This is a genomic window from Flavobacterium rhamnosiphilum, from assembly GCF_004349195.1.
Classification (GTDB): domain Bacteria; phylum Bacteroidota; class Bacteroidia; order Flavobacteriales; family Flavobacteriaceae; genus Flavobacterium; species Flavobacterium rhamnosiphilum.
Genome location: NZ_SMLG01000002.1, coordinates 79,153 through 97,001, shown reverse-complemented (window position 1 = coordinate 97,001; position 17,849 = coordinate 79,153). Strand labels below are relative to the sequence as shown.

At 33.0% G+C, this 17,849-nt stretch carries 17 protein-coding genes and 1 tRNA gene; 11 read left to right on the top strand and 7 right to left on the bottom strand.

What is annotated here, in order from left to right; genetic code table 11:
- Positions 1 to 142: 142 nt before the first annotated feature.
- The 5 genes from E0I26_RS04095 to E0I26_RS04075 all read left to right on the top strand — a co-directional run bounded on the left by E0I26_RS04095 (position 143) and on the right by E0I26_RS04075 (position 5,296).
- The gene (locus E0I26_RS04095; protein ID WP_131915229.1) at positions 143 to 1,666 is read left to right on the top strand and encodes a hypothetical protein; all 1,524 of its coding nucleotides are present in this window, start codon (positions 143 to 145) and stop codon (positions 1,664 to 1,666) included.
- A 168-nt stretch (positions 1,667 to 1,834) separates the two neighbouring features.
- Positions 1,835 to 2,641 (top strand): hypothetical protein, encoded by an 807-nt coding sequence (locus E0I26_RS04090; RefSeq protein WP_131915228.1) that lies wholly within the window; start codon positions 1,835 to 1,837, stop codon positions 2,639 to 2,641.
- A gap of 15 nt (positions 2,642 to 2,656) precedes the next feature.
- Positions 2,657 to 3,220 (top strand): hypothetical protein, encoded by a 564-nt coding sequence (locus tag E0I26_RS04085; protein ID WP_131915227.1) that lies wholly within the window; start codon positions 2,657 to 2,659, stop codon positions 3,218 to 3,220.
- Between the two features lie 421 nt (positions 3,221 to 3,641).
- Entirely contained in the window at positions 3,642 to 4,019 is a 378-nt protein-coding gene (locus E0I26_RS04080) for a hypothetical protein (protein ID WP_131915226.1), read from the top strand.
- A complete protein-coding gene (locus E0I26_RS04075; RefSeq protein WP_131915225.1) occupies positions 4,016 to 5,296 on the top strand; it encodes a tyrosine-type recombinase/integrase in 1,281 nt (426 codons plus the stop codon). The genes E0I26_RS04080 and E0I26_RS04075 overlap by 4 nt, the downstream gene beginning before the upstream one ends.
- Before the next feature lie 198 nt (positions 5,297 to 5,494).
- Here E0I26_RS04075 and E0I26_RS04070 read toward each other — a convergent pair.
- Positions 5,495 to 5,571, bottom strand: a tRNA-Met gene (locus E0I26_RS04070).
- A 155-nt stretch (positions 5,572 to 5,726) separates the two neighbouring features.
- Here E0I26_RS04070 and E0I26_RS04065 point away from each other — a divergent pair.
- Together E0I26_RS04065 and E0I26_RS04060 are read left to right on the top strand one after the other, a co-directional pair.
- On the top strand, positions 5,727 to 6,119 hold the full coding sequence (locus E0I26_RS04065; protein WP_131915224.1) for an START-like domain-containing protein: 393 nt from the start codon (positions 5,727 to 5,729) through the stop codon (positions 6,117 to 6,119).
- A gap of 55 nt (positions 6,120 to 6,174) precedes the next feature.
- Positions 6,175 to 7,014, top strand: coding sequence for an aminotransferase class IV (locus E0I26_RS04060; RefSeq protein ID WP_131915223.1), 840 nt, complete (start codon positions 6,175 to 6,177; stop codon positions 7,012 to 7,014).
- On the opposite strand, the gene E0I26_RS04055 is transcribed toward E0I26_RS04060, so the two are convergent.
- The 5 genes from E0I26_RS04055 to E0I26_RS04035 all read right to left on the bottom strand — a co-directional run bounded on the left by E0I26_RS04055 (position 7,011) and on the right by E0I26_RS04035 (position 11,603).
- Positions 7,011 to 7,571 carry a YqgE/AlgH family protein gene (locus E0I26_RS04055; RefSeq protein WP_131915222.1) on the bottom strand — a complete coding sequence of 187 codons (561 nt, stop codon included), beginning with the start codon at positions 7,569 to 7,571 and terminating at the stop codon, positions 7,011 to 7,013. The genes E0I26_RS04060 and E0I26_RS04055 overlap by 4 nt on opposite strands.
- Before the next feature lie 117 nt (positions 7,572 to 7,688).
- Positions 7,689 to 7,961, bottom strand: coding sequence for an HU family DNA-binding protein (locus E0I26_RS04050; RefSeq protein WP_073017033.1), 273 nt, complete (start codon positions 7,959 to 7,961; stop codon positions 7,689 to 7,691).
- Between the two features lie 181 nt (positions 7,962 to 8,142).
- Positions 8,143 to 9,090, bottom strand: coding sequence for a methionyl-tRNA formyltransferase (fmt, locus tag E0I26_RS04045; RefSeq protein ID WP_131915221.1), 948 nt, complete (start codon positions 9,088 to 9,090; stop codon positions 8,143 to 8,145).
- Positions 9,090 to 10,985: a RecQ family ATP-dependent DNA helicase gene (locus E0I26_RS04040; protein WP_131915220.1), complete on the bottom strand. Its 1,896-nt coding sequence runs from the start codon at positions 10,983 to 10,985 to the stop codon at positions 9,090 to 9,092. The genes fmt and E0I26_RS04040 overlap by 1 nt, the downstream gene beginning before the upstream one ends.
- 81 nt (positions 10,986 to 11,066) lie before the next feature.
- Positions 11,067 to 11,603, bottom strand: a complete 537-nt coding sequence (locus E0I26_RS04035; RefSeq protein ID WP_131915219.1) for an AAA family ATPase — start codon at positions 11,601 to 11,603, stop codon at positions 11,067 to 11,069.
- A 147-nt stretch (positions 11,604 to 11,750) separates the two neighbouring features.
- On the opposite strand from E0I26_RS04035, the gene E0I26_RS04030 reads away from it, so the two are divergent.
- The 4 genes from E0I26_RS04030 to E0I26_RS04015 all read left to right on the top strand — a co-directional run bounded on the left by E0I26_RS04030 (position 11,751) and on the right by E0I26_RS04015 (position 15,221).
- Positions 11,751 to 12,035 (top strand): DUF493 family protein, encoded by a 285-nt coding sequence (locus E0I26_RS04030; RefSeq protein ID WP_131915218.1) that lies wholly within the window; start codon positions 11,751 to 11,753, stop codon positions 12,033 to 12,035.
- A gap of 89 nt (positions 12,036 to 12,124) precedes the next feature.
- On the top strand, positions 12,125 to 12,850 hold the full coding sequence (locus E0I26_RS04025; RefSeq protein WP_131915217.1) for a DUF4290 domain-containing protein: 726 nt from the start codon (positions 12,125 to 12,127) through the stop codon (positions 12,848 to 12,850).
- A gap of 79 nt (positions 12,851 to 12,929) precedes the next feature.
- A complete protein-coding gene (gene murA / locus E0I26_RS04020) occupies positions 12,930 to 14,240 on the top strand; it encodes a UDP-N-acetylglucosamine 1-carboxyvinyltransferase (protein WP_131915216.1) in 1,311 nt (436 codons plus the stop codon).
- Positions 14,241 to 14,354: 114 nt separating this feature from the next.
- A complete protein-coding gene (locus E0I26_RS04015) occupies positions 14,355 to 15,221 on the top strand; it encodes a cation diffusion facilitator family transporter (RefSeq protein WP_131915215.1) in 867 nt (288 codons plus the stop codon).
- A 102-nt stretch (positions 15,222 to 15,323) separates the two neighbouring features.
- Here the strand turns inward: E0I26_RS04015 and E0I26_RS04010 are convergent, their stop codons facing one another.
- On the bottom strand, positions 15,324 to 17,810 hold the full coding sequence (locus E0I26_RS04010) for a DUF5686 and carboxypeptidase regulatory-like domain-containing protein (RefSeq protein ID WP_131915214.1): 2,487 nt from the start codon (positions 17,808 to 17,810) through the stop codon (positions 15,324 to 15,326).
- Positions 17,811 to 17,849: the final 39 nt, after the last annotated feature.

The window sequence follows — 17,849 nt, the reverse complement described above, 5'->3', positions numbered from 1 at the left end:
TTCTTTATACTAAATCTACTGAGTGATAGGTGTACTAAAAAAAGATGCTAAAAAAATAAACTTTATCAAAGAGATGTACTACAAGTAAAGTCAAGACATCTTAAGAACAAGGTTTTGACTTAAAAAATAAAGTATATAACCTATGTTAAAAGAAAGTAAAAGAGTAAAAGTAAAGACTCAAAGAAGTAAATCAGTAATCAAGAATAAAAGAACCTCAAATCCCAATCAAACTACATTAATTAATTTTAATTCATCTATATCTATCATTAATGATGTAACAAATAATGATGATTTTGATGACATTGAATTAACTAAAATATTAGATAATTCAGGGGTTAAGGTCGAAAACGACAAGACAGAAACGGATGATATTTATGCACAGTTTGCGACACTGTTTAAAAATCCTGATACGATAATGATACCCACCAAGGTGAAGTCTTTAATAGAGCGAGATTTACCGAAAGGGATTTTGGATAATATACACGGAAGGGAAAAGACGAAAGAAAATAGAAAGGTAGCTGTTGAATTGTGTTTGCTATTTCTTTCTCAGTTGAGTTCAACTCACCGAAATATTTTAAATGGATCGAATCCTGAAGGATGGAAATCTTTACGAGCTGAATATTTGAGGCAATTATTACGAATTGATGAAAAGACTTATCAGCATGTGAAAGATGCACTAAAGTATGAATATAAAATTGGATCGATTCTAGAAGATCGTTTTTATATAATTGGAAAACACAGCTACGAGTATCGTCTAGGATCAGAATTTAGAAGTAAAGGATTTGTTCCTTATAAATTACAAACTGGCGTAGTTCAGACTTTGTTTAAAAAATCGTGTGTACGTAAACTAAAGAAAGCACAAGACAATATCATATGTGTAAACTTATTGGAGTTATATAAGTATGTGGTATTACCGACGGAAAATGAGATTAATATTGAAGCAAAGATGTTGGTGAAATTAGGACATACCAATAAAAAAGGGAAGACACTCATTTTTAATAATAAAAAAGGGAGGGATTTTTATCCTAATCCAGATAAACTTGTATTTGTAGAAGATTCACTTAAAGCGTATAAATATTTAACAAAAAATGGCTTACTAATACCTAGACCTGGAAACGAAAAAAGTGGTAAAAGGGTAGTAGATTCATTTACACTTATGCCTTCCTGGATCAGAAAATTAGTAAAGATTAATGGTCAGCCAATCGCCGAAGCAGATTATTCTTGTTTGCATCCAAATATAGCAATGTCACTTTATGGTGGGAATGCTCAATATTTGACACATAAAAATTTAGAAACAGAGCTAGGTATTGATGAGAAAACAGTAAAAATAGAGCATCTGTCTTTTTTTAATAAAGAAGTTTCGCAGATGCAGCAGTCGCCATTATTTAAATATTATCAAAAATACGAACCAGCTATGCTGGATGCCATAATCAAAGAAAAAAATGAGAGTGAGTATAAACACAAAATAACTTCACGCCGTTTATTTGCTAAAGAAGTCGAGATTATGACTGAGGTTGTGTCAAGGCTTAATGAGGAAGGAATATTTGTTGGTTATGTTTACGATGCGTTGTTTTTTGATCCGGTGCATTCGCAAAAAGTTGTAGAAGTTATGGATGAAGTTGCTGTTGATTTAGGGGCCTTTACAAAGGTTAAAATAGAGGAATAGACTTGTGTGTTTGTTATGAAATAAAAGCAGCTTAAAAGCTTTTATTTGACACCATATATGGTTACTTGACTTCTTTTCAAAATATTTAAAAAAAAAGTTTTAAAATACTGAAGGTCATGCTGGTGTGTCTCATTTCGCCAGCGTATATTAGCAGAAGATCAAATTTTTATGAAAAAGAAAAAGTCAATTACAAGAAAACAAATCGAATTCATAATAAAAAGATACCGACTACGAATTGGTCCATGGACACTAACGGACGGTTTACTCAGTGTTAATGGCAACGTCAAAATTTGTCATATAGATATAAAACAGGTCCCATTGAGATTCAAATATGTCTACGGTGATTTTATTATATCATCAAACAAGCTAACATCTTTAGTCGGTTGCCCCCAATACGTGGCTGGGGATTTCAATTGCTATGGAAACAACCTAACATCATTAAGATATTGTCCAGCTGAAATAGGAGGTAGTTTCTTAGCCCACGAAAATAGATTAACCTCATTAAAAGGAACTCCAAAAATAATTAATGGAAATTTTTCATGTTCTTGCAACGATTTAACTTCACTTGCCGATGGCCCTATTAAAGTAAATGGATTTTTTTATGGGTTCAAAAATAAGTTAAATACACTTGAAGGTTCACCAGAATATGTAGGTGGTTCATTTCGTGTTGAGGCAAACGAAATAACTAATCTAGTGGGTGTTCCTAAAGTAATAGGTGGCATTTTTGGATTTGACAGTTCTACATCACTTTATATGGGCAATCAAGATTGCAAGGTCAAAAGAATCGAAATTCAATCTCAAGAAAGAGTATCAAAATCAGAAAAGGTACTTCCTCAGATAATAATAGATAATAAAAAAAACTTGCCAATAGTATTTAAGTATATGCATTTCCTTGATCTGTTTACACCTCAAGGAACATTCAATAAGTCAAATTTTGATGATATTATTATGGACATAAAAGAAGGTTTACTTTAATCAATATACTGAGTGATGGGTTTGGATACATTTTTTGCAGAAGAGGATGAGGCTGCAAAAATATTGCGGGATCATTGGGTGTCAATTGATGATTATATCGTCAATGATGATGGAAGCATCGATGTTATAGGCAATGTAAAATTTTCAAAAACTTCAAGCTTTTTGACGGAAATACCATTGATTTTTAACAAAGTAAGTGGTGATTTTGACTGCTCAAATTTAAATTTAAAATCACTAAAAAACTCACCAATTGAGGTTGGAGGCACATTTGATTGTACCTATAATCAATTATCAACTTTGGAATATTTACCCAAAAAAGCAAAAGGGTTTATTTTTGATAATACAGTCAAATCAATATTTACTGGTGGGATAAATTCCAATTTTGAAAAAGTTTTGATGATGTTCAGGACCAATGACCCGAAACTGATTGGGCTACAAAAAATAATTACTGATAACGCTATCTACTTACCCACAATTTTCAAATATCAAAATTATTATGAGGTGTGGAATAACGACAAATCCTTCAATGAGCAAAAATTTAACGAATTGATTGATGATATTAAAGACGGTTTGGAATAGTCCCTTCGAAAACAATACTTAAAATATTTAAAAATAGTATGCAAAAACGTCATTAACTATAATTTTAAAAAATATTAATATGAAAAAACTACAACATTGACAATTTTAAGAATCAAACATTTTATCCTATTTATTGTTACTAGCTGGTTGTATTATTTGCATGTTTTTCTTTAAAAAAAAACGATTAAAATGAATTAATCACTTGTATTTACTTAAATATGGTTGCTTTTGCCGGTAAATTGAATCAGAATAAAATAACTTTTTCGGTAATGATAATTAGGTAGGATATACTAAAATATCCCAAAATACTGAATGTGCTTGGAGATGCTTATTACTGTTTTTTGAGTCCATTTTCATTTTTCTTCCTGTCGCCTAAAACTTTTTGCCTTTCAAATAATATAACTTCTATAACAGTTTAATCATGACAGATAAAGAAGAAAAAGAAATGAATTGCTCGGCAATTATAAATTTAAAGGACATTGGTGTCCATATTGGTCGAAAAGACAAAGAATGCATTAAGAAGTGGTTGTGGGAAAATAAGATTACAATTCACCGATTGGCAAAATTGACTTTTGTATATAAGGTAGATTTTGAGTGTGCTATGATTTTGCCGCATGTTAAAGATCGTCAACGGAAAGATCCTAAAGGATGGCAAGCGTATTATCAAAAAACGATTAAAAACGAAGCATTATTTGAATTAATAATGTTAGAGTTAAAAGTTAATGTTCAATACAAACCAACAACCAAAGTTAAAAGAAGTAAAAGCGATGAGGAATTGTATAAACAGCTACTAACATGATTAAGTTAAATCTTCCAAAAAATCCATATAGAGGATTAAAGATATTTTGTAAAAAATGTAATCAGGATAATAATAGTAATTGTAAGCATTATGACAGCCAGGTTTATAGAGTTAGGTTTCACGTTCCGGGGTCTAAAAAATCGGTTAAAACTAGGAAGTTAAATGCTATTAACTATGCTGATGCTGTAATTGAAGCTATTGAATTTGAAAAAGAATTAATTGCTACCGATTTTACAACTATTGGAAGTACAAAAAGCGAAAACATAATAGAAGAATATCAGGGAAATGATTATTCAATAGCCGATGCCGTAATTCGATATAATCAATATCTAAATGGTCAGAGTAACTACGCCCATTTGAAGAAGAATATCAGTCCAGGATATAAAGATGAACTAATTCGTTATTGTCGTTTTTTTTGTAAAAATATTAACGTGACTGAAGATATTACAACGTTTAGAGTTAAAGATGTAAGCAGGAAGGAAGTTTCAAATTTTTATAAATGGGCAGAAGGGCATTATAATGAGAAGACATTTAACAAGTGTATGGCTGGAGTTAAGGGCTTTTTTGAATTTTTAATGGATGTGGAAGAAATCGATATGAAAAACCCTTTTAGAAAGTACGTTCTAAAAGAAGTTGTTGGTACTGCTATAGACACAATTACAAAACAAGAATTTGATTCGGTACTACAAGCAGTTGACAATGCTTATCCAGTACTTAAATTAGGCGGAAAAGGAGAAAAAAAGGACATGTATAGGCCGTATTTAAAACAGGCTTATAAGTTGTTTTTGTTGACAGGTTGTAGACGTGAAGAACTAGTTGTTATGAGGTGGAGTGATATTTTTGGTTTTGATGAAAACGTCAAATTTATGTATATAGAAAATATCAAAGTTCAGAGAATTAAAAAAGGAAAAAAAATTCTTAGGCCTATTCCGATAACTACTGAGTTAATGAATTTGCTTATTGAAATGGGATACAACGATAAATATATGACAGATGATTATATTTTGTGTCCTGATCGAAAAATGAATGTTCAATCTTTTATGGATTTTCTATCAAAATCATTTACACATTATCGTAAAGGAGCAGGGATCGAAAAAGATTATAGCTTAAAGAATTTACGAAAAACATACTTTACCTGGGTAAATAAAGCAATGGGTGATGACACTATGGTAATATCATCTCATTCAACTAATGAAATTTTAAAGAAACATTATCTAGATGCTAAAGTTTTATCTGTGATTAAAAAAGGGGCTTTAGAAATTAAAATATTTGATTAAAGTTCAAAAGGTATAAATGAAAAACTACATTTCATTTATACCTTTTCTGTTTAATGTCTAGTAATATTTTTGTCTTGATTTATAAAATTCCTCACTTGAGTTCCTCACTTTTTCCTCACTTGAGAGATTTGAAGTCTATATTTCCGAAACATTATTCCAATAAAAAACCCTAACATATTGATGTTAGGGTTTTTGCTTTGGTAGCGAGACCGAGATTTGAACTCGGGACCTCAGGGTTATGAATCCTGCGCTCTAACCGACTGAGCTATCTCGCCATGATTCCGGATGGATAACCATCCCTGAATGCGGGTGCAAATATAAAAATAAAATTAATGCCTGCAAGCATATTTTTAATAAAAAAAAATATTTTTAAAAATGCTTTTTTTTCGGAGTTATATTCTATATATTTCGAAAAAATTAAATGTAGCTCATGGATCAAAAAGTACGTTACGAAATCGAGTTTCCCATAAATTCTTCGCCTCAATTATTGTATCAATATATATCGACTCCGTCAGGTTTGTCTGAGTGGTTTGCCGATAATGTGAACTCTCGTGGGGAGTTTTTTACCTTCATTTGGAATGACTCCCAAGAAAAAGCCAGACTTGCCTCTAAGAAAACTGGGGAAAAAGTAAAATTCAAATGGGTCGATGAGAATAGTAAAGACACGGAATACTTTTTTGAATTGCATATTTTAGTCGATGAACTAACCAAGGATGTATCTTTAATGGTCGTTGATTTTGCCGATAAGGATGAGGTTGATGAAGCAACATTGCTGTGGGAGAATCAAATTTCGGATCTTAAACATCTCATCGGTTCCGTATAGTAAAATAGTATTTTATAACTTATATTTGCCCTGAATAAAATTTAGGGCTTTTTTTATGATTAATTTTAATGGGACTATTGTATCTGAGGATGCTAATATATTGACACAAAACCGAGCTTTTTTATATGGCGATGCCGTTTTTGAAACGGTTAAAATACTAAACAATAAAATCCTTTTTCTCGAGGATCATTATTTTAGGTTAATGTCTTCGATGCGTGTCGTTCGAATGGAAATTCCAATGAATTTTACCATGGAGTATCTTGAAGAACAAATACTTTCTTTAGTGAAAAAAAAGGCATTGACTGATTCTTCTCGAGCCCGAATCACCGTTTATAGAAATGATGGGGGCTATTATTTGCCACAAAATAATACGGTATCTTTTTTGATCCATTCAATAGCGCTGGAGAATACGTTGTATTCAATTGAAAAAAAGCAATATGAAGTAGATTTATACAAAGATTTTTACATTACAAAACAATTGCTTTCGTCTATTAAAACGACTAATAAAATCATAAATATAACTGGAAGTATTTTTGCGAATGAAAATGGTTTGGATAATTGTCTGTTATTGAATGACAGTAAAAATGTTGTTGAGGCATTACAGGGGAATATCTTTATGCTTTTGGGAAGCAAACTAATTACACCCCCAGTTTCTGAAGGATGTTTGAATGGTGTTATGAGAAAGCAGATTCTTGCTTTGGCTAAAAAAATAGAAAATTTAGAAGTTGTAGAGGAAGTAATCTCTCCGTTTGACCTTCAAAAAGCGGATGAATTATTTATTACTAATGTGATAAAAGGAATTCAACCGATAACTCAATACCGGAAAAAAGTATTTACTACCGCTATATCAGTCCAATTGACTGAAAAGCTTAATGAAATGATCGGTACTACTTAATTTAAGTATGGATTTTCAGGGGCATTAGACCAGATGAGATATTCTCCGCCTAATTCCATGATTTGTTCTTTCCAGAAATGTGTTGCTGATTTTCCAATTATTTTATTTTCATAGCTATTTGCGGTAATAATCCATGAGTGGCTTTCCATTTCGCTCTCTAATTGGTTTTCGTCCCAACCGGTATACCCTAGAAAGAATCGGATGTTATCATTGTTAATTACGCCTTTATTGATGAGTTCTTTTGTCGATTCAAAATCACCTCCCCAATAAATTCCATTAGAGATTTCGATACTATTAGGAATCAAATCTGGAATGTTATGAATAAAATAAAGGTTGTCTTGTTCTACTGGACCGCCATTATAAATCTTAAATCGCGCGTCAATATCCGGGATTAAATCATGGATGGTATACTTCAAAGGTTTGTTAATTATAAAGCCAACTGATCCCTCCTGATTATAATCAGCTAATAAAATTACCGATCTGTTAAATGATAGATCCCCAATTATCGTAGGCTCTGCAATAAGCAGATATCCTTTTTTTAGTTTATCTGTAATCATCGGAATATAATTTTTATTAAATTTAAGTTTTTTATTATAATAGTACAAAATAAAATCGTTGAAATGCATAAAAAAACCTTCCATCTGGAAGGTTTTAATTATATTGGAAAACTTAAATTAGTTTACCGCTCCTTCTAATTCTGCACCAGCTTTAAATTTCACTACATTTTTAGCAGCGATTTGAATCGTTTTTCCTGTTTGAGGATTTCTACCGTCTCTAGCAGCTCTCGCTGAAACTGACCATGATCCGAAACCTACTAAAGATACTCTTCCACCTTTTTTCAAAGTACCACCTACGTTTCCTAAAAATGACTCTAAAGCTAATTTAGCTGCAGCTTTTGTAATTCCTGCATCAGCAGCGATAGCATCGATTAATTCTGATTTGTTCATAATAAATAGTTATTAATTGTTGGTTAAAAAAAAATTGTTAATACACAAATTTAGTAGGAAATACGTTCCTTGCAAGCGTTTTGTACGATTTTAGTTTGTTTTGTTGATAACTTGTTTTATTTGTTAATAAAAGCAAGGTTTTTTCTGATTAAAATGAACAAAACACCCGTTTTTGTTGATGTTAATAGGCCTTTGCCTCAGCTGAAAAGGTGATTCCATTGAGCAATTCGGGTGTATTCATCCTCTTTTTACCTGGAAATTGTAAACTCAACACCTGTATAAATCCATTTTTTACCGCAATCTTCATTTCTTTTTTGGTACAAATCAGAGTTCCAATACTGTAATTGTGATCTTCTAAAACAATTTTAGTTTCGTATATTTTTACATTCCACTCTTCGTTTTTATCTCCAATAAAACACCAAGCTGCTGGATACGGACTCAAACCTCGAATCAGATTGTTTATTTCCAAAGCCGGTTTTGTCCAGTCTATTTTGCAATTTTCTTTGTTAAGTTTGTAAGCCGTTTTAGTATCGGCAGTGTCTTTTTGGATAATTGTGGACACATTCCCTTTTTCAATCATCTCCAAAGTATCAATAACGGTCTTGCTTCCCAAATCCATTAATCGGTCATGCAATTGACCTGCACTTTCGGTTTCGTCAATTGGTGTTTCCGAGCTCAAGATCATCGCGCCGGTATCAATTTTATCGTCAATAAAAAAAGTAGTCACGCCTGTTTTAGTCTCTCCATTTATTATTGCCCAATTAATAGGGGCGGCTCCGCGATAGTTCGGTAGGAGTGAAGCGTGAAGATTGAAAGTTCCTAACGATGGCATTTCCCAAACTACTTTTGGTAACATTCTGAAGGCAACCACAATTTGTAAATTGGCATTCAACGATTTCAATTCCGATAGAAAAGTTTCGTCTTTAAGGTTTGCAGGTTGTAATAAAGTAAGATTATTGGCTAGCGCATATTCTTTTACTGCTGAATATTTTAATTTTTGTCCACGACCGGCAGGTTTGTCTGCGGCAGTAATGATACCCACAACTTCGTAGTTGTTTTTAAGTATTGTATCTAATATTCCCACAGCAAATTCGGGCGTTCCCATAAAAACAATTCGTAATTTTTCCATTATGATCTTAAAGTATATTTATTATTTGGTTTAACCAAAATAGTGTTGTTTTCTAATAAATCCTGAAGTACAAAGATAACTTCATCAGGACTGTTTTTAGTTTTATTTTGAATGTCTCTCGAATTTAAATCTTCGGTTTGCAATAAAGCAATGATTTCTTTCGAAAGTAACGTAACATCCTTTTTCTTGATTTTTTTGGTAATGCAAAATGAACAAATACCGCAATCAACGGTTGTTTCTTCGCCAAAATAATTCAAAATCAGTTTGTTTTTACATACCTTTTTCTCATTGACATAATGAAGAACGGACTGGAGTTGTTCTTTTTTTAACTGATTTTGATTTTCTAAATATTTTGAAACCCGACTGATGGTTCTTTCATCTTCCCGAATTTCATTAAATAGTATTGTGGCATCATTATTTTTCGAATGGTACTCAATAATCTCTTTTTCTTTTAATTTATGTAAAACCGCTTGTATTTCAGCTTCCTTGTGATTTGATTTTTTGGCAATCAATTGCAGGTTGAAAGCAGTTTGCATTTCATAAATTCCGGGATAGGTTCGTAAAATAGCCAAAATAATTTCCTCATCGTTCGGATTCAAACTCATATAACGAATCACTTCTTTGGAAGGAATAAGAAATTGTAACGTGATTTTTTCAGAAAATTCTTGAGACAAATTGATGATTCCTTGTCGATCCAGAAATTGCATCGCATTATATGTTTTCAATGTTGGGAATTCATATTTTAAACAAAAATGATGCAAATTGAATGTAAACTGTTCGTTGATTCCTTCTCCGTAAGCAATCTGAAAATAATTACAGAGTTTGACATACATGAGATTCAAAAACTTTTTATCGGGAAGAATATTTATAAATTGATTTTCAGTTTGTATTATGTCAGAAGGGCTGGTCAATAAGATTGCAAATGCTCTTTCTCCATTTCTTCCCGCACGTCCCGCTTCTTGGTAATAATTCTCCATGTTTTCGGGAAGTTGAATGTGGATTACGGTTTTTACATTGGCTTTGTCAATTCCCATCCCGAAGGCGTTAGTGGCAACAATAACGGGTATATCTTCATTCATCCACAGTTGCATGTTTTTATCTTTTTCTTTGGACGAAAGTCCGCCGTGATAATACGTTGCTTTAAATCCTAACGAATTCAGTTGTGAGGAAATGTCTAAACATGATTTTCTGTTTCGGACATAAATGATTGATGGTTCTGGATTTTTCTTCAGGATTTGTTCTGTTCTGAAAAGTTTATCTTCCACTTCAAAAACCATATAGGCGATATTTTCTCTTGCAAATGATTTTTCAAACACTTGCGGATTATGCAATCCCAGTTCTGTGATGATGTCTTCTTTGACTTTTGGAGTCGCAGTAGCCGTTAATGCAAGGAAAGGTACTTTAGGGAAATGTTTTTTTAATGCGGAAATCTTCAAATAAGCAGGTCGGAAATCATGCCCCCATTGTGATACGCAATGCGCTTCATCAATGGTAATTAAGTTTATGGGAAGGTTTTTTATTCGTTCCAGAATCCAGTCAGATTGCAAGCGTTCGGGAGATAAATAGAGAAATTTATAATTACCGAATTGACAATTGTCCAGCAAATCAATCATTTCTTCGGATCTGATGCCACCAGTTAATGCAATGGCTTTGATATTTCGCTTTTGCAAATTGGTAACTTGATCTTTCATCAGCGCTACTAATGGTGAAATTACCAGACAAATTCCTTCGTTCATCATCGCCGGAATCTGAAAACAGACTGATTTTCCTCCGCCGGTTGGCATCAATGCAAAAGTATCTTGACCACTTAAAACGGAATCGATAATTTCCTTTTGCAGTGACCTAAATTTGTCGTGTTTCCAATATTTTTGAAGAATAGCTAACGCTTCAGTCATTGTTTGAGAGTTATGAGTTATAAGTTATAAGTTGTTGATGAATACAGTTAGCATATGCACACAACACTTAACTCTTAACTTTTAACTAATTTTGTCTAAGATAAAAAGAATTCTGTTATCCAGGGTATCTTTAGGAACTTCTATCAGTTCGTAGCCGTAACTTTGATACGTTTCAGTAAGGTGATTACAGATGAGTTTAGCTTGTTCAAAGTTTTCATAACGTTCGTGATCGCTAATATAGATTTCTTCCCAAGGCGGAAGAAAGAAGATTTTAGAGTACTTATGTTCGCGACAAGCTATATCAAAAGTAGCAGGATAGCTATCGCCAATATAATGCATGTAAGCCAAAACATCCGGAATTCCCCGGTCAATAAAAACGACTTCATGTGGCTCTTTTGAAGCATTCTGGAATTGTTTTTTTCTTCCTTCAAGAAGTAATTCACTGAACAACAGTGGTTTTTCGAGGAATAATTGCTCAATTCCTTGTTTTTTTGCTTCTAAAGTTACTTCCCGCGAAATTTCGGGATAGCAACAATATCCATTAGCTATCAATCCATCGATGATAGTTGTTTTACCTGTTCCTGGACCGCCAATGATAACTATGATTTCTTTCTGCACTTTTAAAAAATAAGGGGCAAATTTACTTAAACTTATTGGGATTTGAAAAAATCATTGCGGTTAAAATAATATTAGGTAAAAAATCATAATTCAAAATTCATAATTTACGTTTGAAACTGTATATTTGCCTTTATTTTTAAATAGAAAATGGATAAGAACACTCAAGAATTTTATGATAGATTAAAAGTAGAGTTGGATATGAGCAATACATGGCCGGCGGAATACTTATTTAAATTTATTGTGCCAACAGATGATGATAACATTGAACGTGTTCAGTTGGCTTTTGATTGTATGGGAGCGGTTATAAAAACAACAAAATCCAAGACGGGCAAGTTTACCAGTATATCTGTTGACGTAACCATGAAAGATTCGCAAGAAATAGTAGATAAATACCTAGAAGTTTCTACGATTAAGGGAATTATTTCTCTTTAGATATAAAACAAAATTTTTGATGCAATATACTCGAATGATTATAAATCTTCGAAAAAGAGCATGTAAGATCAAAAAATATACATTCGAATATGAATTCAAAATATATTAAAGAAAACTCGAACGATGTGGTGCATCATTTGGAATACAATGCGGAAAGATCGCATTTGATTATCCCGGAATATGGACGCCATTTGCAAAAACTGATTGATCAGGCAACTAAAATTGAAGATGATGTGGAGCGTAACAAAGCTGCAAAATACATTATTCAGGTTATGGGTAGCTTGAATCCGCATTTGCGTGATGTTCCTGATTTTCAGCACAAATTGTGGGATCAGATTTTTATCATGTCTGATTTTAAATTAGTGGCTGATTCTCCATATCCAATTCCATCCCGTGAAGTATTACAATTGAAACCGGATGTGTTAAGTTATCCTCAGAATTTTCCAAAATACAGGTATTATGGCAACAACATAAAATACATGATTGATGTAGCCAATAAATGGGAAGATGGAGAGATGAAAAGTGCTTTAGTGAAAGTGATCGCTAATCACATGAAAAAATCCTATTTGAGTTGGAACAAAGACACCGTTAAAGATGATGTCATTTTCGAACATTTATACGAATTGTCAGATGGTAAGCTGAATTTGCTTCAAAGTACGGAAGAGCTGCTGAATACTACTGATTTATTACGAACGAATAAGCGGGTTTCTAATAAAATCTTGCCGGTAGGACAGCCAAAAATCCTTAGCAATAAGAATGTGAAAACTGGAAAACCAAATCCGACGCACAAAAATCAAAATAGAAAACCTTTATAAAACAGTTATTGGTTAAGAGTTATGCGTTCTTTATGAGCAACCCATAACCCATAACCCGTAACCCATAATCTAAAAAAAAATGGGAATTTTCAAAATAGAAGGAGGCATTAGTCTAAAAGGAGAAATCACGCCACAAGGGGCAAAAAATGAAGCATTACAAATTTTATGTGCTGTTCTTTTAACGCCTGAAAAAGTGATTATTAATAATATTCCTGATATTATTGACATCAACAAACTAATTACGCTTTTAGGAAATTTAGGAGTTAAAATCCAAAAGACAGGATCTGGCTCTTATACTTTTCAAGCTGACGAAGTGAATATAGCGTATTTAGAAACCGAAGCATTCAAGAAAGAAGGCGGTTCTCTTCGTGGATCTATTATGATTGTTGGACCACTTTTGGCACGATTTGGAAAAGGATATATTCCAAAACCAGGTGGTGATAAAATTGGACGCAGAAGATTGGATACTCACTTTGAAGGATTTATAAATCTTGGAGCAAAATTTCGTTACAACAGAGAAGATCATTTTTATGGTGTAGAAGCGCCTAAAGGATTGAAAGGTGCCGATATGTTATTGGACGAAGCATCCGTAACCGGAACCGCTAATATTGTTATGGCTGCCGTTTTGGCCAAAGGAAGAACAACAGTTTATAACGCTGCTTGTGAACCTTATTTACAACAATTGTGTAAGATGTTAAACTCCATGGGAGCTAAAATAACAGGTGTTGGATCTAACTTATTGACTATCGAAGGTGTTGAAAGTTTAGGTGGTTGTGAGCATAGAATTCTTCCTGATATGATCGAAATAGGAAGTTGGATTGGTCTTGCTGCAATGACAAAATCGGAGATTACGATAAAAGATGTGAGTTGGGATAACCTAGGCGTTATACCTAATACTTTTAGAAAACTTGGAATTACCCTGGAACGTAAAGGAGACGATATATACATTCCTGCTCATGTAGATGGGTATGAAGTAAAAACAGATATTGATGGTTCTATTCTAACAATTGCCGATGCTCCTTGGCCTGGGTTTACTCCTGATTTATTGAGTATTGTTCTTGTAGTTGCCACTCAAGCAAGAGGCGATGTATTGATTCACCAAAAAATGTTTGAAAGCAGATTGTTCTTTGTGGATAAATTAATCGATATGGGAGCTAAAATCATGTTGTGTGATCCGCACCGTGCAGTTGTGATGGGACACGATTTCAAATCACAATTGAAAGCCACTACAATGTCTTCTCCGGATATTCGTGCGGGAATCTCATTATTGATTGCAGCGCTTTCGGCAAAAGGAACGAGTACCATTCAGAATATTGAACAAATAGACAGAGGGTACGAGCGCATTGACGAACGATTGAGAGCCATTGGAGCCAATATTGTACGCGCGTAAATCAAATAAATAATTATAAAATATCGTTTAAGTAAACCAAATAGGATTTGAATCTAAGCATTCAATATGGTTTACTTAAACGTTTTTAATTTTAATTAATTTTAGAAAAAGATCATGTCAATCGAACAAACAGCGATAAAGGCTACTTATTTTAGTATTGTTGGAAATACATGTCTGGCAATTATAAAAGGATTGGCGGGATTTTTCGGGAATTCGTATGCTTTAATAGCGGATGCCATTGAATCTACCACTGATATTTTTGCTTCATTTTTGGTCTTATTTGGAATTAAATATTCCAATAAACCAGCGGATAAAAATCATCCTTATGGACATGGAAGAGCTGAACCATTAATCACTTTTTTGGTTGTAGGTTTTTTAATCACTTCTGCCACCATTATTGCTTATGAAAGTGTCATCAATATTGGCACACCCCATCAATTGCCAAAACCATGGACATTAATCGTTCTTGGGGCAATAATCATTTGGAAAGAGTATTCTTTTCGATTAGTGATGAAAAGGAGTATTCAAACCAATAGTTCCTCACTGAGAGCTGATGCCTGGCACCATCGCAGCGATGCGATAACATCTGTGGCAGCATTTCTTGGGATTTCAATTGCTTTGATTTTAGGTAATGGATACGAATCAGCCGATGATTGGGCAGCACTTTTTGCTTCAGGATTCATTCTTTATAATAGTTATCAAATATTCAGACCTGCTTTGGGGGAAATAATGGATGAACATTTATACGATGATTTAATTGAACAAATTAGAATAGTTTCACTTCAAGTAGACGGAATCATAGATACGGAAAAATGTTTTATTCGAAAAGCAGGAATGCAATATCACGTAGATTTACATGCAATTGTGGATTCGAATATTACAGTAAAAGAAGGACATGACTTAGCACATAAACTGAAAGATACCTTACGAGAGAAAATCCCGGAATTGGGCCACGTTCTGATTCATGTGGAACCGAATTAATTTCATAATTTAAATTTTTGAAATTTATAAAACTAAAAAAGGCACGAGAAGATTATTTCTCGTGCCTTTTTTCTTGTTGTTAAACTATTTGTCGTTGTTGTTTTACTCTAAAATATCTAAAAATTTAAGTCCAAAAACTACTCCGTCGCCTTGGAAACCATTTTGGTAGGAACGCACATAATCGACACGTAGCATCTTAAATTTTCCAAAGCCTAAATTATCTAAACCAACCGTAAATTCTGTGTAGGGCTTAACATTTGGTGTAGAAAGTGTATGAGCCCCCAGTATTAGAGTTGATTTTAATTTATTCAACAGCGGAATTTTATTCATAATATATCCTTCGTCATTGTATTCTCCATGTGCCTCAAAATAACGGTTATTTGTACTGTTGGAATAATAAGGCAATAAGTTGAAAACATTCAAATAGCGTTCTGACTGGCCTATATGTGTTTGATTTCCATTGAAATGTTTGTAATCTACAAAGGAGATATTTTCTGCATTCAAAAATTTACCAGCTTTTAAATTCATTCCTATAGTTCCTTTGTTTTCCAATTTTAAATCATAGGTTAATCGTGCATTTACGTGGTCAAATTCATATTTTTTTTCATTGGCAGCAAACCCTTTTTCATATCCTAAATAAAGAGTCGGATATTTTTCATTTCGGATGTTAAATTTCCCATCGGGACGCGAGGAATACTTGTTTCCAAAATTTATTTTTGCATTTAGAGTAGCTTTCATCAAATGATGCTTTTCAAAAGCAGGAGTAATAAAGTCATCAGGTGCCAGCGGATTATTAGAAGTGTATAAATCGTCCTTGCTAAACAAAGAGAAATCAGTGTTGTTGAATAATGGTTTGCGTTGCTGGTATTCTATCTTTCCATTCAGGTTTACTCCATTTGCAATATCCTGGCTGTACCCAATTGCTGCCGATTCCAGATTATACAACTTCATGAAATTGTTCTTGAAAGCCAATGAACTTATCGTGTTTATAACTTTACTGATGGGTTCATTGGGATTAAATTGCTTGACGGAACTACCTCCTGTCAAGTATAAAGTGGCGTAATTCTGATTGTTGAACCGATGGATAAATTGTCCTGTTACACGCAAACGATCTTCAGCAAAACCGTAATTGAGTTTAGTACTGATGGAAGTGTATATTCCTTTTTTTTCCTGATTTTTCCAGTTGGTGTATCTAAATCCAGAATCAAAATTATATCCTTGAACGGTATTGAAACTTAAAGAACCCAGATTTAATAAGCCTTCATAACTAAAGGAGTGTTTTTCTGTACTATTTTTATAAGTGTAACCTGTTAGGATTTTTAGCAGTTTGAATTTATTCCCTTTAGCATCAATAGAATCTAAATATTTTTTAGAATTTCGAACCTTGTAAATACTATCTTTTCGAATGTAATCACCACTTTCTTCTATGGTTAAAGGAATGGGTCTGTTGCTATTCCAAAAAACAGAATCTTTTTTATTTGAATTTATTTCGACACTTGTAATTTCATTTGTAAAAGTCTTTTTAGCAAAAGAGTTCACAAATTCATAATTACTATACACATAGGTATATTTTCCATTGAATTTTATTCCAAAGGCTCCGGCTGAAATATCAAGACTTTGGGTGTTTTTAGCCCAAATTTTATTGTTTTTATTATAGCTGAAGTTTTGTTTTAAAGTCATGACATCAACAAATTCCTCTTTCATTCGGTATCCTTTTATATCCAAGTCAACGGCATATATGGCCCAAGAATCTTCAACAATATAAATATAACCTTCAAAAACAGGTTCGCTGTCACGTTTTGCAGTAACTTTTATTTTATTGATCATTTGATTATTGGCATCATAAAAAGTACTTTCCAGTTTGTATTTGTAATAATTGAACGCATTATTGGCAATTGGAGAAATCATATTAACCCCAAAGTCAATCGTATTGTCATAGAAATCATAAAAAGACGATCTGGCAGTATTATAACTGTAGCCATTGTCTCTTCCGCTTACTTTAGAGGCGGTTACGACTTCTTTTAAATTATTGGGTTTTTCAAAAGTAATCTTAGAAAAAGTTTCAGACAATGAAATAATCCCGGTTCCTGTAGAATCCAAAGAGCCATTCATATCACCAATTTTTTGACCAAATATTTTTTTAGGGGCATTTTTTAGTTTGAAAATACCTCTGGAATAAAAATCGGCGTTAAAACGAGCTGTTTTTTCGGTATTTTCTTTTTTACTGGCAATTGCGTTTTTTATGATAGCAAGTGCAGGATTGATTTTGGTGTTGATTACAACTTCATTCAAAGAATAACTTTCTTCAATCATTTTAACGTCAAATGAATACGGCAACTTATCCTTCTGAATTGTTATTCTTTGCGTTTTAAAACCTAAAAATTGAAATACGACTGTTTGCTTTTCCGATTTTTTTAGGTTTAACTCATATTTTCCAACCTCATTTGAGGTAGTTCCATTATAGGTTTCCTCTTGAAAAACGGTTACAAAAGGCAGGGGATTCCCTTTTTCATCCGAAACGGTTCCTTTTATTTGTGCATGGTTGGTAAGTGATACCAAAGAAATCAGGAGTAGGTAGTATTTTTTCATGAAAGTTTTTTCTTTCGCAAAAATATAAGAACTTTAAAA